The organism is Actinoplanes sp. NPDC019969, from assembly GCF_055562375.1.
On the sequence record NZ_JBVHFK010000031.1, the window covers coordinates 1 to 20,720 of the forward strand.

Here is a 20,720-nt window from a genome sequence, read left to right on the forward strand (position 1 = left end):
TAGCTAAGCCCTCCAGCGCCGATGGTACTGCACTCGGGAGGGTGTGGGAGAGTAGGACGCCGCCGGACTCAACGTGACAGAAAGGCCCACCCGGGCATCCGGGTGGGCCTTTCTGCGTTTCCGTCACGGTTTGGTGTGGGGCCGGTTTTGCCGGCGGCGGTGCCCACTCAGGGCGGTCAGGCTTGATCCCTTCGTGGGCACCACCGCCGGCAAAACCTAGGCCACAATTACCCGGCGCGTGCCTGCCGCGCAACGGCCACCAGGGGTTTGACGGCTGGGTGGTGGTTGCGGTGGGAAGTTCGGCGTTGCCGCTGGTAGAGGGCTGAGGTGGTTAGACGCGTTCGCCGGTGATGTAGTCGGTGAGGGTGGTGCGTTCGGTTTCCAGCTCGTCGATGCGGTTCTTGACGACGTCGCCGATGCTGACTACGCCGCGCAGCTGGCCGTCGACCACCACGGGGACGTGGCGGAAGCGGCCCTGGGTCATGAGGCGTTCGACGTCCTCGAGTTGTGCTTCGGGTTCTACGGTTTGGACCTGGGTGGTTGCGATGGTGCTGATCGGTTCGGTGAGGACGGTGGCGCCGTGTGTGGCCAGGGCCCGGACGACGTCGCGTTCGCTGACGATTCCCTGGACTGCCGAGCCGCCGGACGAGACGATCGCCGCGCCGATTCGGTGTTCGCTGAGAAGCGCCACCAATTCCTCTACGGTGGACTCCGGGGCCACCGTGATCACCTGCTCGCCCTTGGCCCGGAGAATGTCACTGATCCGCATAGTTCCTCCCTCGACTGGTCGGCCCGCGTACCACCTCTATGCCGAACCCAGCGCCCGCTGTCAAGCCGTACGGCTCCAAGCGGTTGACAGTCGATCTTGTGCGGCTGGTCGTCAGCGCTGTCTCGGAGCGCTCGAGACGACACTGACGACCAGCCGGGCGGCTGGTTTCTGGATCCGCCCCGCTCTCGGGCGGACGGTTTCGGCCAGCTGCGTGGTGGCGGTTCTGGATTCGACTGTTCTCCAGCGGGGGCTCTCGGTCGGCCGGGTGGTGCTGGCTCCGGATCGGCCTACCCCAAGCGGACACTCGTGGCCGCGGCCCGGCGATGCTGCCTGTCCTCGCACCGGCGGGTTTGGCTGGCTGGGAGGAGGAAGAGTGATGCCACCGCCGTTGAGGGCGGTGGCATCGGGGTTGGGGGTCAGCGGCGGAGGAGGGCGGCGATGCGGTTGCGGGAACGGGAAGCCTTGGCGGCGGAGCGGCGGCGGGCCAGGAGGACGGCGCCGGCTGCGGCGGCGGCCAGGACCAGGGTGGTCGCGGTCGCGGACTTCTTGGGATTTCGGCGTACGGCGGAAGCGGCCCGGGTGCCTGCCGTGGTGACGGCCTGGCGGGCGCGTTCCGTCGTACCACTGCCGTTGGTGGTAGTGGTGTCTTCGCTGATGGTGGTGGTCTGGTTCGTGGTCATCGGTCACCTCTCTGGGGAGATTCGCCGGGCGGGGCCTGTCCGGCACATGCCCCGTTCACCGCAGGACCAATCGGGCGTTGCGGCTCATTCACGCTCCAGGAACGACGCTAATCGGACAGTGCGACCGGTGTTGTCCATGAACTGACACGTTCGGGGATCAGTCTGGCTTCTTCTCCGATTCACTGCCGACGGCGGCTGGTGCGAGGTCCGACGAGTCGCCGACCGCATCCGCGGCACCGGTCCCGGTGTGAGGGACGGCGTCAGCCTCCGGATTTTCGTCGGCGTGAGGGCTGGGGTCGGCGGATGGGGCGAGATCAGCGTGCGAGCCGGCCTCGGTGAGCAGGGCGGCGTCCGTGTGCGGGCTCACGACGGTGAGAAGGGTGGCGTCAGCGTGCGGGCCGCCGTCAGCGTGGGGGTCGGGGTGAGCAACGGCGTCGGGGTGAGCGGTGTCGGGGTGAGCGGTGTCGGGGTGAGCGTCGGTGTCGGCAGGGACGGCGATGGCGGGGTCGGGGAGGGCGGTGGTGGAGGAGGCGTAGACGGTGGTGGTTCGGGTGGAGCCGTAGATCACCGGGACGGCGACGGTGGCGGTGCGGGCGTAGTAGTCGGCGAGGGCGTCCTGGCGGTCGTCGATCGGGTCGGCCTCGACGTACGTGTGGGAGGTGACGCCGGGTGGGGCCACGTCGTCGGCGTCGGAGACCAGGCGGTCGCGGGAGAACGGCTCGCGGGCCGGGCCGGCGGAGTGCACGCGAGGCCGCGGCACCAGGGCGCCGGCGCTCTTCGGCACGTTGACCAGCACCGGGCTGACGTTGCCGTGGAGGGTTTCGGTGAGTTCGGCGAGCGTACGGCGGACCGACTCGCGGCCGGTGCGGCGGAAGTCGCCGACCAGCAGCACCTGGTCGGCGAGTGCGGCCAGGCTGATCGCTCCGGAGGTGGTGAGCACGGCGCTGGAGTCGACGACGACCACGTCGGCCAGTTTCTGGACGGCGCGCAGGGCACGGGCGAGGGGAGCGCCGCCGATCAGGTCGGTGTGCTCGCCCTCCGGGTCACCGGCCGGGATGAGGCGCAGCCCGGGGACGCGGGTGTCCTCGAGGACGTCGGGGACACCGGCGTCGCCGTCGAGGAGGGCGGTCAGGCCGTACTCGCCGGAGACCCCGAAGATCTGGTGCAGCCGTGGCCGCCGCAGGTCGGCGTCGACCAGGATGACCGAGCGGCCGGCCTGGGCGAGGGTGACGGCCAGGTTGGCGGCGGTCGTGGTGCGGCCCTGCCGGTCGCCGGGGCTGGTGACCAGGATGGTGGTGGCGCTGGTCGGGCGCAGCGACGGCTGGAGACGCGATCGCAGGTAGCGGTAGGCCTCGGCGGCCGATGAGTCCGGCTGGTGCAGGGTCACCGGTTCACCGGCGGCGGACCGGTAGCGGGGGACGGTCGCCAGGACCGGTGTGCCGGCCAGGTTCGCGAAGTCGTCGCGGCTGCGGATCCGGCCGCGGGTGAGGGATCGCAGCAGCGCGGTGCCGGCGCCGAGCAGCAGCCCGGCGGCGAGACCGGCGGCCAGGTCGGGGACGAGCGGGCGGGTGAGCGGCTCGCCGGGCAGGGTCGGCTCGCTGATCGGGGTGACGGTGAACGGGCCGTCGGCACGGTGGTCCACGTACGCCTCGACCAGCGCCCGGGCCCGGATCTGGGCGCTGTGCCGGCTGCCGGAGGCGTAGACGACCCGGAGGACGTGGGTGCCCGGCACCACCTCGACGCGGAGGTCCTCGCGGAACGTGGCCGCGCTGATGCCGATCCGGCTCGCGGCCGGCAGCACCACGGTGTCCGAGAGGACGACCTCGCGTTCGGTGCCGATGTCCGGGGTGATCGGGGTGGTGACCGGTGCGGGCGCCGCTCCGGGGCGGGTGACGGCGCGGCGGGGCTCGACGAGCACCGCCGCCTCGGACTCGTAACCGGACGGGGCGGCCTGGTGGAGCCCGTACGCCGCCGCGATCGTCGCCGTCGTCACCACCAGTGTCCATGGACCGTATCGGCGCAGTGTTCGCGCGGATCGTCCGTAGGTCGTCATCGCGGTGGTTCCTCCCCGTCAAGCTGATCCAGAGCCGGAGATTCTTCCACCGGATGTGATCTCTGGCTACGGGGCGGATGAGCAGCCGGGCGGCTGGTATGGCGAAGATCTCCCTGGTCAGCGCACTACGGTGAGGTGTCCGCGCCGCGTGGGGGGTGTCTCCGGCTCCGCGGTGCGCCGCCGCATCGCCGTCAGAGCGAGGGTCAGGAGCAGCATCAGTACGGCGTCACGGGCGAACCCGAAGGCGCCTGCCGTCGTCGCGGCGCCGGGGTCGATGACGCCCCGCAGGACGGCGGCCGCGACGGCGGCCAGCACGGCGGACGCGGCGAGCCGGCCGGCGCTGAGGGGCCGCCAGCGCTGCAGCAGCATGGCGAACAGCAGGGCGGGCAGCACCTCGGCGATCCCGAGGGTGAGGCACATCAGCAGCCCGGCGCCCGCCAGGGTGGCGCCGACCATCGCCGTGGTGGCGAGCACGATGACGTCGAGCCGGTGGCGGCCGTAGCGGGCCTGCGCGGTGAGCCAGAAGGCGGCGACCACGAGCGGGGCGAGCGGAAGGTACGGGACGTGCGCGGCGGCCAGGTACACGGCCAGATGGATCGTGGCGAACACGGCGGTGCGGACGGCGTATCGGGACATCGGTGCCTGCCTCGGCGGTCGGGGGAACCGGACCGTCGGCGGGCCGGCGCGGGAGCTGAGATCTTTCCGGCTGGTCGTGGGGGCTGTCACAGCACGGCCGAGACCGCCCCCACGACCAGCCGCTCAGTTGGCGGCGCCGGTCAGGAAGCGGAGCAGGGGACGTAATTCAGGAGGCACGCAGGGTTCGGCCACGGTGCCGCGCCAATGTCGGCCGTCGTATTCGACGGCCAGGTGGTAGCGGGTCAGGTCGGCGTCGGAGAGGGCGTTGATCTCGGCTGCCACCCGGGTCAGATCGATCTGCCCGACCAGGTGGGCCAACTGGGCGGCCTGGTCCCGCGGGAGTGTCGCGGAGTCCAGGACGACGCGCAGCGACCGGTCCGAGAAGCCTCCGGATCGGCGGAGCTCGGCTCGTACGTGTGGGGTCACGGTCTCGACGGTGGCATCCCGCCGACAGGACGGCTGTCGGATCGAGGTCATCCTGCTGTCGAGTCTTGGACTGCGGGATGGTCGATGAAACCAGGGCGGCAGCGGCACGCTCGCCTCCCTGCCGATCGCCAAGGGCTCGCTGCTCGGCGGGGGTCTACGCGTACCTCGACGACAAGAACCAGCTGGTCGTCGTCGACGGTAACCGGGACCTGCTCCGGATCGCGCACACGGCGAACGCGCGGACCGTCACCTCGCGCCTGTCCTTGGCGGGGGCGATCGCGGCGGACGACGCGGTGGTCGGCGTGATTCCCGCGTACGACGGAAGGGTCTGGTTCGTCAGCCGCCGGCGCGGTGAACACGGTGACCGGCACGATCGCCACCCACCGGCTGCGGCCGGGGAGAAGGTCGCCAACAGCATCTCCACGGTGCCCGGCGAACCCGGTCTGCGTGCAGCCGCTCTTCACCGACCTCGCCGCCGAAGAGCGCCGCCCTGCCGCGGCTGTCGGTGACCGACGGCAAGCTCTACACCGTGGTCCAGGAGGGCCTGCTGAACGGGTTCTCGCTGGCCGCCGTCGACTCCGGCACCGGTGCGGTCAGCGACCGGACCTTCCTGGGGTACGGGTTGGTCGATCCGCTGCAGACGGCCGGGACGGTGATCGACCGCACCTACTATCAGGGCACCGTCACCGGCCTGCTGCGGATCACGCCGAACAGCTGATCAGTTCTCCGCGCGGCCCAGCCGCCAGTAACCCATGAACGCCACGGCCCGCCGGTCGACGCCGCACTCGGAGACCAGGTGCCGCCGCAGCGTCTTGATCACCGCGGCCTCACCGGCCAGCCAGGCGTAGAAGCCCTCGGGGGCGCCGGACGTCTCGTCCGGCACCTCCCAGAGCAGGCCCTCGTCGATGTCGACGTCCTCCAGCACGGGGGGCGTGGCCGGCGGCCGGCAGTCGCCGAGCAACTGCGGGACCACGGCGCGGACCGCGGGGATCAGCTTCGTGCCGTGCGCGTCGCCGTCGCGGCCCAGCCAGGTGACCGCGACACCGGGCGGGGCGGCCAGGTCGAGCCGGTCGGCGGACTCGGGCACCTCCAGCAGCGCCTCGCCGACGGTGTCGGCGGGCAGCCGGGACAGGATCGACGCGATCGCCGGGACCGCGGTCTCGTCGCCGACCAGCAGCAGGCGGCGGGTGCCGGCCGGCGGGTGGAAGTCGATGCCGCCGGCGGGGCCGGGGAAGTCGGCGTTCGGCCCGAGGACGACCATCGTGGACCCCGGGACGGCGGCGACGGCCCAGCGGGAGGCCGGCCCGTTCACGCCGTGCAGCACCATGTCCACGTCGATCTCGCGGTCGGCGGCGCGGACCTCGCGGACGGTGTACGTCCGGATCGGGTTGCGCTGCTCCTCCGGCAGCTCACGCCACCGCGTGTACCAGTCCTCGGTCATCGGCAGGTGGTCGTGGCCGGCGCCGGGCAGCGGCGGGATCAGCTTGATCCGCTGGTCCCAGCCGTTGTCGGCGAAGTGGGCCACGCTGTCGCCGGTGAACGTCACCCGCAGGAAGTTCGGGCTGAGCCGGGCGACCCGGGCGACCTGGACCGGGAAGAACCGGAACGGCGACACCTCGGTCGGCAGGGCAGTCAGGGTCACGGTCGCCTCCCACGGGTTCGTTTAGGTAACCCTAACCTAACCGCTGGGGAAGGTAACACCCGGACCGCAACCGGCGACTTCCTGCCGCCCGCCGTCCTCGCGTCGATCAGAACGGTCCCACCAGCGAGGAGACGACATGCCGCAGACGCCGTCCGTTGCCACCACGGCCCTGATGTTCAGCGACGCCGACGCGCTGCCGTGGGCCATGGAGGACTGGGCCGCCGCTCTGCAGCCGCCGACCGTGCTGATCGCCGACGACGACGAGGACGTCCGGGAGCTGCTCGCGTTCAAGCTGCGGGCCGCGGGGTACCGCACCCTCGAAGCGGACAACGGGCGGACCGCGCTGGCGCTGGCCGTCAACGAGCGCCCGCAGCTGGTTCTGCTCGACGTCACCATGCCCGGGCTGGACGGCCTGGGGTTCTGCTACGAGCTGCACTCGTCGCCGCAGACCGCGGACATCCCGGTGATCATCATCAGTGGCCGGGGCGCGCCGGCCGACGTGATGCTCGGTCACATGTCCGGCGCCGAGGACTACCTGGTCAAGCCGTTCTCCCCGGCCGAGCTGCTGCGCCGCGTCGAGCGCCTGGTCCCCCTGGACGTCTGACCTCGCGTGTGGAGTTCGGCCGTTATGTGCACCGCAAATCAACACACGGTCTGGCGCCGGCCCGCGTGTTGAGTTCGGCCGCCATGCGCGCCCGAAAGCCACACGCGGTCGGGGCGTCAGACGCGGAAGCGCTGGACCACCTGGCGCAGTTCGCCGGCCACCTGGGTCAGCTCGCTGACCGACGCCTCCGCCTCGCCGAGCGCCGCCGTGGTGGTGTGCGCCGCGCTGGCCACCGCGTTGATGTTCCCGGCGATGGTGGAGCTGCCGTTGGCGGCCTCGCCGATGCTGCGGCTCATCTCGTTGGTGGTGGCGGTCTGCTCCTCGACGGCGGAGGCGATGGTCACCTGGTAGTCGTTGATCTCCGAGATGATCCGGGAGATCTCCTGGATCGCGATCACGGCGCTGGACGTGTCGGCCTGGATCGCCTCGACCCGCCGGGCGATGTCCTCGGTGGCCTTCGCGGTCTCCTGGGCCAGGTCCTTCACCTCGGTGGCCACCACGGCGAAGCCCTTGCCCAGTTCACCGGCGCGGGCCGCCTCGATGGTCGCGTTCAGGGCCAGGAGGTTGGTCTGCTCGGCGATCGCGGTGATCACCTTGACCACGTTGCCGATCTCCTCGGACGAGGTCCCGAGCTTGGCGACCGTGTCGTTGGTGGTCTGCGCGACGGTGACCGCGCTGGAGGCCACCTGGGCGGCGCTGTTGGCGTTCTCCGAGATCTCCCGGATCGACGCGCCCATCTGGTCGGACCCGGCGGCGACCGACTGGACGCTGGCCGACACCTCGCCCGCCGTGCCGGCCACCAGGTTGGCCTGTTCGGCGGCGGCCCGGGACTCGGCGTCGAGGCGGGAGGTGATGGCGCCGAGCCGCTCGGTGACGCCGCCGAGGACCTCGGCGCCGTGGTTCAGCTGCCGGACGCTGGTCAGCAGTCCCTCCCGGGCGCGGTTGGTGGCCTGCGCCATCTGGCCGAGCTCGTCGCGGGACCGTACCTCGGCGGGCACCGTGAGATCACCGTCGGCGACCGCCTGCAGGGCCGCGGAGACGGTGGCGAGCTGCCGTTTGATCAGGCGCATCACACCGATGCCGACGAGCGCGGCGAGCAGGAACCCGACGGCGAGACCGCCGATGGTCATCCACAGTGCCCGGTGGTACTCGTCGTTGCCCTCCGCGGCCATCCCGTCCGCATCGGACTCCTCCGCCGCCTGGAGATCGTTCATGGCGGTGGTCATGCTCTGCTCGGCCTCGTTGAACGCGCCGAGGATCTCGTTCTGCGCGGGCATCACGAAACCCGCCGGCGGCGCCTGACCGAAGATGATCACGGTACTCAGGTCGCGGTGGCGCAGCATCCCCTCGTCGAAGACGGTCAGCTTCTCCAGACGGTCGGCCGCGCTGGACGCGGTGGCGATCTCCCGGTATGCGCCGACAGCCTCGTCGATGCGCTGTTCCGCGGCGGCCTTGGCGTCGAGCGCCATCTGGATCATCTGCTGGCTCTTGCCGCTCTGGCCGGCGCTGTGCAGCAGACCGGCACGGAAGAAGTCGGTGAGCCCGCCGCGCATGACGGCGATCTGCTCCATGCTGTCGACGTGCTGGTCCTTCATGTCCTGAAGGCTGTCGCGCAGGGTGGCCAGCCGGGTCAGTGCCACGGCGGTGACGGCCAGCGCGACCAGGGCCACGCAGGCGGCGGCGACGGTGCTCTTGAGGAGCAGGCTCCGGTCGCCGAGCATCCGTTCCAGTACGGTGCGCCGCAGGGGTGGGCTCTCCAGCTGCATGGGTCACACTGTAGGAGCCATTCCGGGTGATTTCGGCAGATTGCCTATCTTGTGTGACTGGTGGGGTGCTAACGGCCGCGATGGACCAGGGCGATGCTGCAGCGGGCCCGGTTCAGCAGATGCCGGCCGACCGAGGGCCGCAACGCCACCCGCAGCGCCCGCCGCGCCCGGGCCCCGGCCACCACCAGCTGCGCCCCGGCCGCCGCCTCGGCCAGCACCTCACCCGGCGCGCCGACCACGATCTCCGCCGACACCGGCACCTGCGGGAACCGGCCCCGCCAGCAGTCCACCACCGACCGCAGCCGCCGCCGCTCGGCGTCGACGGCGCCCAGGTTGGCGTCACAGAGCAGATCCCGGCCGGGCGGCGGGGTCCAGCCGTGCACCGCGCGGAGCGGCACACCACGTACCGCCGCCTGCTCGAAGGCGAAACCCAGGACCAGGGCGGCGGCGGGGGAGTCGTCCACCCCCGCCACCACCGGCGCGGCGTCCCGGGGCTCGCCGCGGACCACCACGACCGGGCAGCGGGCGTGCGCGCCGACCGAGGCGCTGGTCGAGCCGAGCAGGGCCCGCACCGCGGACTGCCGCGGCCCGCCGACCACCACCAGCGCGGCCTCGGCGCTGCGCTGGGCCAGGGCCACCGCGGCGGTGCCGTGCTCCACCCGGGTATGCAGCCGGACCCCCGGGTGGCTGGCGGCGGCCGCCTCGACGGCCCGGGTCAGCATCTCGCCGACCGCGTCGTCGGTGTCGGTGTCGGGGTAGACGGCGGCGGCCGGCATCATCGCGGCGGCCGGCACGTAGCTGGGCCACTCGTACGCGTACAGCAGCTCCACCGGGGCGCCCGACCGGTACGCCTCGTCGAGGGCCCACCGGGCGGCCTTGCGCGCGTCGGGCGAGCCGTCGTACCCCACCACGATCCTGCGAGTGGCCACGGCGCCACCTCCTTACGCGCGTCCTCCCCCGATCGTGGTCTCTGGAGTTCAGTTCTTCAATACCGTCAGGACGGCTTCGGCGACGCCGGTCGAGGAGGCGGGGTTCTGGCCGGTGACCAGACGGCCGTCGGTGACCACGTGCGGCTGCCAGTCGGCGGCGCCGGAGTGCCGCGCGCCCAGCCCTTCCAGGCGGTCCTGCAGCAGGAACGCGTCGGTGAAGACCAGCACCCCCCTGGCGGCTTGGTGAGGAGCGGTCCGCAGCACCGGGCCGGTCCCTTTTTACGAGGCATGCCGGTGCTGGTGTTGTTGACCCACCACGGATATACGCGCCGGGCGTGATGGCGTGGCCGTCGGTGAGGTTGTCGGCGTCGAGGAATACCGCATGACCTCAGCGTTCAGGAGGCTGTACGCGGCTTCGCGCGTTCGCGAACCGTACGCACTGTGCCGTATCGAGCCAGTCCGCGAAGGTTGTGAAACCGGTGGTAGTCCAGGGTGACCGGACGTAACTCCAGCCAGCTGTTCTTGTCTAGCACCTGTTTCCATTTCGGGTACGGCAGGAACAGATAGTGCTCCGGATACCGTGACTTGTCCTGGCTCGTGATCTTCAGGACCTCGGCCTGACGTCGGCCGGTACGCACCACGAGCACAGGACGGTCCTTCGACTCGCCGTCACCCTCCTGGAACGGCACATCGGCATACCAGACCTGACCGGCCTTCGGCGGCCACTGTCCCTGGCTGCGATCACCCGCATGCGCGAGCGTTCCGGTTCGCCACTGATCGAAGAGACGCCATCCGGCTATGACGAGGAGCGCCACCGCCGCGATCTGCACCATTGTCAGGACCATTCCCCACGACAACCCCGACTCCTGCCCGGTTTCGTCACCGGTCAGCACCGCCATGGCGTCACGCGCGTCCACGGCGAACGTCAGACCGATGCCGGCACCCAGCGCCAGCGCACCGAGCAGGGCGAGCGTGGCAGGCGGTAGCCGGTCCAGCGCCGCCCAGACCGTGACACACCCGAGCACGGCGAACAGCGCATTCCCGCCTGCCGGCCCGGCCAGCCCCCATGGCGGCATCCCCGCGGCATGCCAGGCCAGCACCGTGCACGAGACCGCCGCCAGCACCGCGCCGGCCCGGCCCAGCAACGGAACGAGCCGCAGGCCCGGCCAAGCCGGCCGGTACCACCACGCCACCGCCACCGCGAGCACCGCCGACACCGACAGCCACAGCACGGCCGAACCCGGCCGTTCACCGGCGGAGTCCGCACCACCCGGGCTGACCAGCACCACCGTCGGCCAGGCGAGCAACGCTGCCACAAACCAAAGAGCGAAGATTTTCACCGACAGAGAGAGCAGCCCGCCTCGGGAATATCCATCACCACGCACCGGACGAGCTTATGTCCACATCGGACCGGACGTCACCCGGGGAGCCTACGGAACGAACGCACGATGGCATCCACTCCGCAGGCGGGCAGGGAGAACCTCTCACACGCCCGCAGCACCAGGACCCACATTGACAACTGGTCGTCCGGCAAACCATGGCGGCTCGCCCGGCTGGCCGCATGTTCATAGACTCCCGGCTGTGCGAGTTCTTCTGGCGAGAGTCGGCCTGATTCTCGTACTAGGTGTGGCGGCGATGGTTGGGGTCCGCTGGATGGCCGTCGGCGAGCCGGTTCCCATTGCGGCTCCGCCGGGGTCGTCAACGGTGCTGCCTCAGGGCGAATACACCAAGGTCATCGACAATCGGATGTCCGAGGTCTTCACCGATCTGCGCAACGAGCGTGGCGTTCCCGACGCTGAAACCCATGTCATGCCGCCCACCACCACGTGGGCTCAGGTCCGGTCCGGGGTCGCCGGTCAGCTCGACGGTTGGCAGCAGATCGGGGACTGCGCCGACACGGGCGAGCGGGAAGTCCGTTGCGGGTGGTCGGAGCCTACTCGCTGGTGGCCACGCCGCGTACAGCTCGTCTTCCTCCGGCCGGCCCAGCCGGGTGACGCTGGCTCCTACGTATGGCCTGACAGCACCTTCGTGGTGATCGGCTCCGCCCGCGGCGCCAACCGTTGACGGCGGGGACGAAGATGCCGTGCTGCCTTCGGATCGAATACGACCCGCGGTACGTGATCCGCGCGGAGCCCAGGGATATGGGCTCAACCGAGATGGCCCGAGTATCGGACCGGGGTTCCACTGCGTGATGTTCGGTGTGAACTGACCGACGACCATGCCGGCCGGCATGTCGCCTTCGTGATGGCGGCAGAGCACAACGAGCAGGGGTGGTGGATGAGGTGGGATGCCACCGGACGCGGAGTTGTCTGCCGCCCCGTCTGTTCGGCGGTCTCGGACGACAGCAAGGACGACTGCCTGCTGCCGGACCGTCACGAGGGGACGCATAGCTTCCGGCTCATCACAGCCGCCTGAGCGTAGTCAGAGCCGTACGTCCGTGGTCGACCGGAGCCGAGCCGAGCCGCTTTCCGTAGAGAGCCGTCCGGCTGCCGGCCACTCCTGACGCTGCCGTGCAGACCAGAGACCGGGGAGGCGATGACCGTGGACGTCACCACCGAAGCCGGCGATCGTGAGTAGCCCGCGATACCTACTGTCGATGTGCTCGAAGACTGTGTCCGGACCGCGATGCTCGCGCCTTCGCTGCATAATCTGGTGGCCAGGGTAGGCGCCGCGGGCCCGGCAGCCGTCGACCCGATGATCGAACGTCTGGTAGCGGCGGTGCCGCACCGGCATACTAACCGGTTCCCGTTCGCCGGCACGGCCATCCCTGCTGACGTGATCGGATCCATGGTCGAGGCCGCAGCCGAGGAGAATGCCCGCCTGGTGCTGGCGGATTCCGTCAGCAGGGACGAGATCCTTGCGCTGTCCGAGGAGGCTGACCGGCGACAACGCGCTGCTGAGGGCTACGAGGAGGAGCTCGCCCGCTGGACCATCCAGCGCAGTCGCCGGCACGACGGCGTCCCACCGGCTGCGACCGGGCCCTGGGACGCCTTGGAGACCATGCCGATCCGGGACTTCGGGCAGCTGCAGCCTCATCTGCCGCGGGCGACCGAGCCGTTCGAGTCCCAGGGGACGATGTTGGTGCTCACCACCTCCGGTGACGACCGGGCGCCGCCGGGCTCGTTGAGCAGGAGATCGAACGTTCCTGGTCCAGTCAGACGGCCGTTGCCGTACGGCTGCTGTTCAGTCGGAGTCGAGGCCGTGGCAGGCCATCGTGGTGCAGCCTTCGCCGCGACCGTGGCAGGTCGGACAGCGGTCGAGTTCGGTCTCGGGCTCGGTTCTGGCTTCGCGGTCATTCATGACGGGCCCCTTTCTCGCGCCTCTTGAAGATCAGCTTCCCGTGGCGGCGGGCGCGTCGTGCAGGGCCTTCCTGCCCGGCGGAGTGGGCCGGTAGCCATCGATGCCGTGTAGCCCTGCCTGTGTCGATGAATGGACCTGCGTGTAGCGGAACGTACAGTCGACCGCCGCCGCGTTCAACGATGGTGGCCCCGCGCCTTGTGTCTCGCTGGGCCACCACGGCCTTGCGGGTACGACCTTGCCGGGATGGATTCCCGGAAGCACGCGGCAGGCGTCGTGGTCGTACCCCACGAGGTTGGTGGACCTGATCGCCTTCCGGCAGTCTTCGTGGCGAGCGAGCCGGACCGCCGGACAAGGCTGTATTCGAGGCGAGATGCGGGAATGCTGTTCCCGGCAATGGCACCGACGAGTCGGAAGACTCGCCGGCAGCGCTGCGGGACGCCGAACGCCGGCAGGGGCAGTGCCACAACCGTTGGTCGGATCTCGGATCTTGTCGATACGGCAGGTGCTGCCATCGGTACGGGGTCCATCCTCAGATGAAGTGCCTACCCGGCGGTTCCGTGCCCGATGACATCAGTTGGTCCGCGGAAGATCCGGGAACAGGCAGCGAGAGCGGATGTCCAAGGAACATAACGACAACAGCAGAGGTGACCACACCATGCCCGCGGATCAGCAGGCTGTTACAGCCTCGGCGACCGGAGCACCTGAAGATGGCCCGTCCGACGTCTCGATCATGGTAGATGCGCTGGTCTCCGCAGGCGCTAAGGCGCTCGTCGACTACGACGGTTTCGACCAGGAGACGATCGACCACATCGTGAAGAAGGCGTCGGTCGCCGCCCTCGACCGGCACGGAATGCTGGCCAAACTGGCGGTGGAGGAGACCGGCCGCGGTGTCTTCGAGGACAAGGCGGTCAAAAACATCTTCGCATGCGAGCACGTCACGCACAGCATGGCGAAGCTGCGCACGGTCGGGGTGATCAGCGAGGACGACATCAGCGGCATCACCGAGATCGCCGACCCGGTCGGAGTCGTCGCCGGTATCACTCCGGTCACCAACCCCACCTCGACGGCGATCTTCAAGGCGCTGCTGGCGCTGAAGACCCGTAACCCGATCGTGTTCGCGTTCCATCCGGCGGCGCAGCGGTGCAGCGTCGAGGCGGCAAGGATCGTGCGGGACGCGGCGATCGCCGCCGGGGCGCCGCAGAACTGCATCCAGTGGATCGACCGTCCGTCGGTCGAGGCGACGACCGCGCTGATGCGCCATCCCGGCATCGCCACGATCCTGGCGACCGGCGGCAACAACATGGTCCGGGCCGCGTACTCGACGGGTAAACCGGCCCTCGGTGTCGGTGCGGGTAACGTGCCGGCCTGGATCGAGAAGACCGCGAAGCTGGAGCGGGCCGTCAACGACATCGTGCTGTCGAAGTCGTTCGACAACGGCATGATCTGCGCGTCCGAACAGGCCGTCATCATCGACGACGAGATCTACGACGCAGCGCTGGAGGAGTTCCGGGGACTGCACGCCTACCTGGCGTCCGCCGGCGAGAAGCGAATGTTGGAAGAGTTCATCTTCGGCGTCAGCGCCTACGGCACCGCATGCAGTGGCGCGAAACTCAACCCGGACGTGGTCGGGCAATCCCCGGCCTGGATCGCCGAACGGGCCGGCTTCAGCGTGCCGCCGAAGACGTCGATCATCCTGACCGAGGTCGGCGAGGTCGGCCCGAACGAACCGCTGACCCGGGAGAAACTGTGCCCGGTTCTCGCGGTGTTGCGGGTCCGGTCTCGCGACGAGGGCCTGCGGGCGGCCACGAAGATGGTGGAGTTCCACGGCCTCGGCCACAGCGCCGTCATCCACACCGAGGACGCCGAACTCGTCAAGGTCTTCGGCACGCGGGTCAAGGCGGTACGGGTCATCTGGAACTCGCCGGCCTCGCAGGGCGGCATCGGTGACATGTACAACGCGTTCCTGCCGTCGCTGACGCTGGGTTGCGGCAGCTACGGGCACAACTCGGTGTCCAACAACGTGTCGGCGGTCAACCTGATCAACATCAAACGGATCGGCAGGCGTACCAAGAACATGCAGTGGTTCAAGGTCCCGTCGAAGATCTACTTCGAGCCACATGCCATCCGGTACCTGGCCGACATGCCCGACGTGTGCCGGGTCACCGTCGTCACGGACGCCACGATGACGCGCCTCGGGTTCGTCGACCGGATCCGCCAGGTGCTGCAGCGCCGCCCGGAACAGGTCGCGTTGCAGATCATCGACGACGTGGAACCAGAACCGCGGATCACCACGGTCGACCGGGGCGCCGAGCTGATGCGCTCGTTCCGCCCGGACACGATCATCGCGCTCGGCGGTGGTTCGGCGATGGACGCCGCCAAGGTGATGTGGCTCAAGTACGAGCACCCGGAGATCGACTTCGACGACATGCGGGAGAAGTTCTTCGACATCCGCAAACGGGCGTTCGCGTTCCCCAGCCTCGGCGAGAAGGCCAGCCTGGTCTGCGTGCCGACGACCTCGGGCACCGGGGCGGAGGTGACCCCGTTCGCGGTCATCACCGACCACCGCACCGGTAAGAAGTACCCCCTCGCCGACTACGCGCTCACCCCGACCGTCGCGATCATCGACCCGGTACTGACGGCTAGCATGCCCCGGACGATCGCCGCGGACAGCGGCTTCGACGCACTGACCCACGCGATCGAGGCGTACGTGTCGGTGTACGCCAACGACTTCACCGACGGGCTCGCCCTGCACGCCATCCGGCTGATCTTCGCCAACCTGGAGCAGTCGGTGATGCACGGCGACACCGGGGCCCGGGAGCGGATGCACAACGCTGGCACCATCGCCGGGATGGCGTTCGGTAGCGCGTTCCTCGGCATCGTGCACGCCATGTCGCACACTCTGGGCGCGACGTTCCACATCGCGCATGGCCGAACCAACGCGGTGCTGCTGCCGCACGTGATCCGCTACAACGGGACGCCGCCGTCGAAGCTGTCCGGCTGGCCGAAGTACGAGAGCTACCGGGCGCCGCAACGGTTCGCTGAGATCGCGGCCATGCTCGGCCTGCCGGCCGGTACCCCGGCCGAGGCGGTGGAAGCCCTCGCCGGGGCGGTCGAACGGCTCCGGGCCGCGGTGGGGATCGAATCGTCGTTCGCGCAGCTCGGCGTCGACGAGAAGACGTTCCTGGCCGCATTGCCGCAGCAGGCGATGAACGCCTACGAGGACCAGTGCGCTCCGGCGAACCCGCGGATGCCGATGCTCGACGACATGCAGGAGTTGATGCGCGCCGCCTTCTACGGGGCCGGTCCCGGCCAGCCCCAGCGGTGAGCCAAAGCCGCGGTCACCCGGCAGATCTCTCGGAGATCAGCCCGTCCGCAGGTCACGGCGGGCAGCGCCGACCGCCCCGGCCACGGCCAGGAGCGTGCCGGCCGCGGCGAGGCCCAGGAGGGCGCCGATGGGCCGGTCGGCGCCGGCGATGTCGGGAACATGCTGGAAGAACCCCAGGTCCTGAATCCGGTCGGGGATGCCGAGCAGGTCACCGAGTAAGGCGATCGTTCACCGGGACTACGGTGCGGTTCCTGGCCCGCCGGGGTCCTGCCCGTGTGGGCTCAGGTTCGGCCGGAACGGGTCGAAACAGCAACCGGTGGACGCAGCCCCGGCCTCCTGCCGCCACGGTGCCGCCCGGCGAACCGCCGGTCCTCCACCGGCCCTTCAGTACACGACTGGGAGATTGACATGAGTGCATCCGTACTGGACGCGACCGCCACCGGTCTGGACCCGTGGCGCGGGTTCGCCGGTGACGCCTGGCGCACCGGCATCGCGGTGCGCGACTTCATCCAGGCCAACTACGCCCCGTACGCCGGTGATGCCTCGTTCCTGGCCGGCCCGACCGGCCGTACCACCGGCATCTGGGCCAAGCTGTCGGCGATGTTCCCGGCCGAGCGGGAGCGCGGCATCTACGACGTCGACGCGATCACCCCGTCGACGATCACCAGCCACCAGCCGGGCTACATCGACCGGGACAGTGAGCTGATCGTCGGGTTGCAGACCGACGCGCCGCTGCGCAGGGCGATCATTCCGAACGGCGGCTGGCGGATGGTCGAAGGTGGCCTGAAGGTGTACGGCTACGCCCCCGACCCGGCCGTCGCGGAGATCTTCACCAAATACCGTAAGACCCACAACGCGGGCGTGTTCGACGCGTACACCCCGGACATCCTGGCCGCCCGCAAGTCGCACCTCATCACCGGCCTGCCCGACGCGTACGGTCGCGGCCGGATCATCGGTGACTACCGCCGGGTGGCCCTGTACGGCGTCGACGCGCTGATCGCGGCGAAGCAGGCCGACAAGGACGCCTGCGCCACCGGGGCGATGACCGAGGACACGGTCCGCCGCCGTGAAGAGCTGTCGGAGCAGATCCGGGCCCTGGCCGAGCTCAAGGCGATGGCCGCGAGTTACGGCTACGACATCGCCGCACCCGCTGTCACCGGCCGTGACGCCATCCAGTGGCTGTACTTCGCGTACCTGGCCGCGGTGAAGGAGCAGAACGGCGCCGCCATGTCGCTGGGCCGCACCTCAACCTTCGTCGACATCTTCCTGCAGCGCGACATCGCCGAGGGGCGTCTCACCGAGGAGCAGGCCCAGGAGCTGGTCGACGACTTCGTGATCAAGCTTCGGATCGTGCGGTTCCTGCGTACCCCCGAGTACGACGAGCTGTTCTCCGGCGACCCGACCTGGGTGACCGAGTCGCTCGGCGGCCTCGGCGACGACGGCCGCCCGTTGGTGACCCGAACCAGCTTCCGCTACCTGCAGACCCTCTACAACCTCGGCCCGGCACCGGAGCCGAACCTGACCGTCTTCTGGTCGCCGAAGCTGCCGCAGGGCTTCAAGGACTTCTGCGCCCAGGTCTCCATCGACACCAGCGCCATCCAGTACGAGTCCGACGAGCTGATGCGCCCGCGGTTCGGCGACGACACCGCGATCGCATGCTGCGTGTCGGCGATGGCGGTCGGCAAGCAGATGCAGTTCTTCGGTGCTCGGGTCAACCTCGCCAAGACCCTGCTGTACGCGATCAACGGCGGCCGCGACGAGAACTCCGGCGCCCAGGTCGGCCCGCAGCTGCCGCCGCTGGACGGTGACGTTCTCGACTACGAGACCGTGGCCCACCGGTTCGACACCATGATGGAGTGGCTGGCCGCCACCTACGTCAACGCGCTCAACATCATCCACTACATGCACGACAAATACGCCTACGAGCGCATCGAGATGGCCCTCCACGACACCGACATCCTGCGTACCCTCGCCTGCGGCATCGCCGGCCTGTCGGTCGCGACCGACTCCCTGTCGGCGATCAAACACGCCACCGTGCGGCCGGTGCGTGACGAGCGCGGCCTGATCGTCGACTACACCGTCGACGGTGAGTTCCCGACGTACGGCAACAACGACGACCGCGCCGACACCATCGCCGCCGGGCTGGTCGAATCGTTCATGGCGAAGATCCGTAAGCACCCGACGTACCGGGGTGCGGTGCACACCCAGTCGGTGCTGACGATCACGTCGAACGTCGTGTACGGCAAGCACACCGGCAACACCCCGGACGGCCGCCGGTCGGGCGAGCCGTTCGCGCCGGGCGCGAACCCGATGAACGGCCGCGACAAGCACGGCATGGTCGCCGCGGCGCTGTCGGTGGCGAAACTGCCGTACGAGCACGCCCAGGACGGCATCTCGCTGACCACCACGGTCACCCCGAACGGTCTCGGCAACAGCCGCGACGAGCAGGTCCGCAACCTGGTCGGCGTTCTCGACGGTTACACCGCCACCGGGGGGTTCCACATGAACGTCAACGTGCTGAACCGAGCCACCCTGGAGGACGCCATGGCGCACCCGGAGAACTATCCGCAGCTGACCATCCGGGTCTCCGGATACGCGGTCAACTTCGTCCGGCTGACCAAGGAACAGCAGGCCGACGTCATCTCCCGCACCTTCCACGGCGCGCTGTGAGCAGGGCCGTGATCCAGCGTCCCGACCTGGGTATCACCCCGGTCGGGACGCACCCGGCACCGCACGGCGAGCTGGTCGCCTCCGTGCACTCGTGGGACGTCGTCACCGCCGCCGACGGTCCCGGCACCCGGTTCGTGACGTTCTTCGCCGGCTGCCACCTACGATGCCTCTACTGCCACAACCCGGACACCTGGGAAGGCCGCAACGGTCAGCACGTCACCCTCGACGACCTGGTCGCCAAGATGCTCACCTTCAAGGCGTTCATCACCGCGTCCGGTGGGGGTGTGACGGTCTCCGGCGGGGAGCCGCTGCTGCAGAACCACTTCGTCGAGGCGTACCTCCGTCGCTGCAAGCAGGAGGGGATGCACACGGCGCTGGACACGGCGGGGTTCCTCGGCGCCCGCGCGAGTGACCAACTGCTCGACGACACCGACCTGGTGCTGCTCGACGTGAAGTCGAGCAACCCGGAGACGTACCGGAAGGTCACCGGTGTCGCCCTGCACCCGACGATCGTCTTCGGCGACCGGCTCGCTGCCCGCGGCAACCGGATGCGCATCCGGTTCGTGCTCGTGCCCGGCCTGACCGACGACCCGGACAACATCGCCGGCGTCGCCGACCTGGCGGCCCGGTGGGGGAGTGCCGAGCGAGGCGGAGTGGTCGAGCAGGTCGACATCCTCGGCTACCACCGTCTCGGCATAGCCAAATACAAGGAGCTCGGGCTCCGCTACCCCCTGGCCGACACCGAGCCACCCACAGCCGAGCAACTGGCCACGGCCGCCGCACACTTCACCGACCGCGGGCTGCGTGCGACGACCGCCTGAAGCCGTGACCAAGGCGCGGGCGCGCGTCGACGATGCAGGAGGCCGGGTCGGTGACGATGCCGGCCGACACGATCGCGTCCTCGGCGTAGACCAGGATGCCCTTGAGCGGGCCCCCGGCGGCGGCCTTGATCGCGGCGTTGACCTCTCGCCACCGACGCTGATCTCGTCCGCGGACGCCTTCACCTCCTGGCCGGGCGGCCCAGGATGCTGTCGTACTTCAGCAGGTGAGCCAGCGTGGCGTTGTCGGTCAGGGGTCTGCGTGCCGACCTTGTAGACGCGGCGGGCCCGGGCCGTCCTCGGCGCCGGACCCGCCCGTCCTTGGTCAGTGTTCGGCCCAGTCGCCGAGCGACCAGTCCCGTACCTCGGGCATGTCCTCCAGGTGCTCGACCACGTACTTCTCGTGCTTGGCCAGCTGGGCCTCGCACCAGTTCTTCAGGTCGGTGGCGCCGGCCGGCAGCCGCTTCGAGTTGTTGATCGCGTCGATCACCAGGTGGTAGCGCGACGCTTTGTTGCGGACCGTCATGTCGAACGGTGTGGTGGTGGTGCCCTCCTCGATGAAGCCGCGGACCCGGAACCGGTCGGCGTCCGGCCTGCCGTGCACCAGCTGGTGGATCGCGCCGGGATAGCCGTGGAAGGAGAAGATGACGTCGATGTGATCGGTGAACAGCTCGCGGAACATGGTCTCGGTCATGCCGTGCGGGTGGTCCTTGGGCCGCGGCAGGGTCATCAGGTTGACCACGTTGACCACGCGGACCTTCAGTTGCGGCAGTTTCTTGGCAAGGATCTGTGCGGCGGCCACGGTCTCCATGGTGACCACGTCGCCGGCGCACGCCAGGATGATGTCGGGGTCCCGCTCACCGTCGTCGGTGCCGGCCCACTCCCAGATGCCGGCGCCTTTGGCGCAGTGCTCGACCGCCTGGTCCATGTCGAGCCACTGCAGTTGGGGCTGCTTGTCGATGACGATCAGATTGACGTACGACCGGGAGCGGAAGCAGTGGTCGGCGACCGACAGCAGGGTGTTGGCGTCCGGCGGCAGGTAGACGCGGGCGACCGTGCCCCGCTGGTTGAGCACCACCTGGATCAGGCCGGGGCCCTGGTG

At 69.7% G+C, this 20,720-nt stretch carries 19 protein-coding genes and 1 pseudogene; 7 read left to right on the plus strand and 13 right to left on the minus strand.

Translation table 11 applies throughout. The annotated features are described in order from the left end of the window. Nucleotides 1-331: 331 nt before the first annotated feature. The 5 genes from ACZ3II_RS43195 to ACZ3II_RS43215 form a co-directional block, all read right to left on the minus strand. Nucleotides 332-769, minus strand: coding sequence for a CBS domain-containing protein (locus tag ACZ3II_RS43195; RefSeq protein WP_465526664.1), 438 nt, complete (start codon nucleotides 767-769; stop codon nucleotides 332-334). A gap of 416 nt (nucleotides 770-1,185) precedes the next feature. Beyond that, a complete protein-coding gene (locus ACZ3II_RS43200; protein ID WP_465526666.1) occupies nucleotides 1,186-1,449 on the minus strand; it encodes a hypothetical protein in 264 nt (87 codons plus the stop codon). A 157-nt stretch (nucleotides 1,450-1,606) separates the two neighbouring features. Continuing rightward, nucleotides 1,607-3,442: a polysaccharide biosynthesis tyrosine autokinase gene (locus tag ACZ3II_RS43205; RefSeq protein ID WP_465526668.1), complete on the minus strand. Its 1,836-nt coding sequence runs from the start codon at nucleotides 3,440-3,442 to the stop codon at nucleotides 1,607-1,609. 177 nt (nucleotides 3,443-3,619) lie between these two features. After that, entirely contained in the window at nucleotides 3,620-4,138 is a 519-nt protein-coding gene (locus tag ACZ3II_RS43210; RefSeq protein ID WP_465526670.1) for a hypothetical protein, read from the minus strand. Nucleotides 4,139-4,261: 123 nt separating this feature from the next. Beyond that, the gene (locus ACZ3II_RS43215; RefSeq protein ID WP_465526672.1) at nucleotides 4,262-4,564 is read right to left on the minus strand and encodes a protealysin inhibitor emfourin; all 303 of its coding nucleotides are present in this window, start codon (nucleotides 4,562-4,564) and stop codon (nucleotides 4,262-4,264) included. Between the two features lie 505 nt (nucleotides 4,565-5,069). Between ACZ3II_RS43215 and ACZ3II_RS43220 the strand changes: the two genes are divergently transcribed. Next, nucleotides 5,070-5,282 (plus strand): hypothetical protein, encoded by a 213-nt coding sequence (locus ACZ3II_RS43220; protein WP_465526674.1) that lies wholly within the window; start codon nucleotides 5,070-5,072, stop codon nucleotides 5,280-5,282. On the opposite strand, the gene ACZ3II_RS43225 is transcribed toward ACZ3II_RS43220, so the two are convergent. Further along, a complete protein-coding gene (locus tag ACZ3II_RS43225; protein ID WP_465526676.1) occupies nucleotides 5,283-6,206 on the minus strand; it encodes a siderophore-interacting protein in 924 nt (307 codons plus the stop codon). A 136-nt stretch (nucleotides 6,207-6,342) separates the two neighbouring features. Between ACZ3II_RS43225 and ACZ3II_RS43230 the strand changes: the two genes are divergently transcribed. Next, nucleotides 6,343-6,810, plus strand: coding sequence for a response regulator transcription factor (locus ACZ3II_RS43230; protein WP_465526678.1), 468 nt, complete (start codon nucleotides 6,343-6,345; stop codon nucleotides 6,808-6,810). 116 nt (nucleotides 6,811-6,926) lie between these two features. Here the strand turns inward: ACZ3II_RS43230 and ACZ3II_RS43235 are convergent, their stop codons facing one another. From ACZ3II_RS43235 to ACZ3II_RS43250, 4 genes are all read right to left on the minus strand, one after another. Next, nucleotides 6,927-8,576, minus strand: a complete 1,650-nt coding sequence (locus ACZ3II_RS43235) for a methyl-accepting chemotaxis protein (protein WP_465526680.1) — start codon at nucleotides 8,574-8,576, stop codon at nucleotides 6,927-6,929. A 68-nt stretch (nucleotides 8,577-8,644) separates the two neighbouring features. After that, nucleotides 8,645-9,505 carry a universal stress protein gene (locus ACZ3II_RS43240; RefSeq protein ID WP_465526682.1) on the minus strand — a complete coding sequence of 287 codons (861 nt, stop codon included), beginning with the start codon at nucleotides 9,503-9,505 and terminating at the stop codon, nucleotides 8,645-8,647. 48 nt (nucleotides 9,506-9,553) lie between these two features. Then, nucleotides 9,554-9,769 carry a hypothetical protein gene (locus tag ACZ3II_RS43245; RefSeq protein WP_465526684.1) on the minus strand — a complete coding sequence of 72 codons (216 nt, stop codon included), beginning with the start codon at nucleotides 9,767-9,769 and terminating at the stop codon, nucleotides 9,554-9,556. Nucleotides 9,770-9,900: 131 nt separating this feature from the next. Beyond that, nucleotides 9,901-10,890 (minus strand): type II toxin-antitoxin system PemK/MazF family toxin, encoded by a 990-nt coding sequence (locus tag ACZ3II_RS43250; protein ID WP_465526686.1) that lies wholly within the window; start codon nucleotides 10,888-10,890, stop codon nucleotides 9,901-9,903. A 196-nt stretch (nucleotides 10,891-11,086) separates the two neighbouring features. On the opposite strand from ACZ3II_RS43250, the gene ACZ3II_RS43255 reads away from it, so the two are divergent. The 5 genes from ACZ3II_RS43255 (at nucleotide 11,087) to pflA (ending at nucleotide 19,621) form a co-directional block, all read left to right on the plus strand. Continuing rightward, the gene (locus ACZ3II_RS43255) at nucleotides 11,087-11,569 is read left to right on the plus strand and encodes a hypothetical protein (RefSeq protein WP_465526688.1); all 483 of its coding nucleotides are present in this window, start codon (nucleotides 11,087-11,089) and stop codon (nucleotides 11,567-11,569) included. Between the two features lie 534 nt (nucleotides 11,570-12,103). Continuing rightward, nucleotides 12,104-12,832 (plus strand): hypothetical protein, encoded by a 729-nt coding sequence (locus ACZ3II_RS43260; protein ID WP_465526690.1) that lies wholly within the window; start codon nucleotides 12,104-12,106, stop codon nucleotides 12,830-12,832. Nucleotides 12,833-13,535: 703 nt separating this feature from the next. Further along, nucleotides 13,536-16,130, plus strand: coding sequence for a bifunctional acetaldehyde-CoA/alcohol dehydrogenase (gene adhE / locus ACZ3II_RS43265; protein WP_465526692.1), 2,595 nt, complete (start codon nucleotides 13,536-13,538; stop codon nucleotides 16,128-16,130). Nucleotides 16,131-16,538: 408 nt separating this feature from the next. After that, nucleotides 16,539-18,800: a formate C-acetyltransferase gene (pflB, locus tag ACZ3II_RS43270; RefSeq protein ID WP_465526694.1), complete on the plus strand. Its 2,262-nt coding sequence runs from the start codon at nucleotides 16,539-16,541 to the stop codon at nucleotides 18,798-18,800. Continuing rightward, nucleotides 18,797-19,621: a pyruvate formate-lyase-activating protein gene (pflA, locus tag ACZ3II_RS43275; protein WP_465526696.1), complete on the plus strand. Its 825-nt coding sequence runs from the start codon at nucleotides 18,797-18,799 to the stop codon at nucleotides 19,619-19,621. Before pflB ends, pflA begins: the two co-directional genes overlap by 4 nt. Here the strand turns inward: pflA and ACZ3II_RS43280 are convergent. The 3 genes and pseudogenes from ACZ3II_RS43280 to ACZ3II_RS43290 all read right to left on the minus strand — a co-directional run. Next, a complete protein-coding gene (locus ACZ3II_RS43280) occupies nucleotides 19,587-19,751 on the minus strand; it encodes a hypothetical protein (RefSeq protein ID WP_465526700.1) in 165 nt (54 codons plus the stop codon). The two genes, pflA and ACZ3II_RS43280, sit on opposite strands and share 35 nt — an antisense overlap. A gap of 14 nt (nucleotides 19,752-19,765) precedes the next feature. Continuing rightward, nucleotides 19,766-19,872 (minus strand): annotated as a pseudogene (locus ACZ3II_RS43285) (type I glyceraldehyde-3-phosphate dehydrogenase); the annotation flags it as partial. 71 nt (nucleotides 19,873-19,943) lie between these two features. After that, nucleotides 19,944-20,720, minus strand: a 777-nt coding sequence (locus ACZ3II_RS43290; RefSeq protein WP_465526698.1) for a phosphoketolase family protein, incomplete at its 5' end; no start/stop codon positions are given.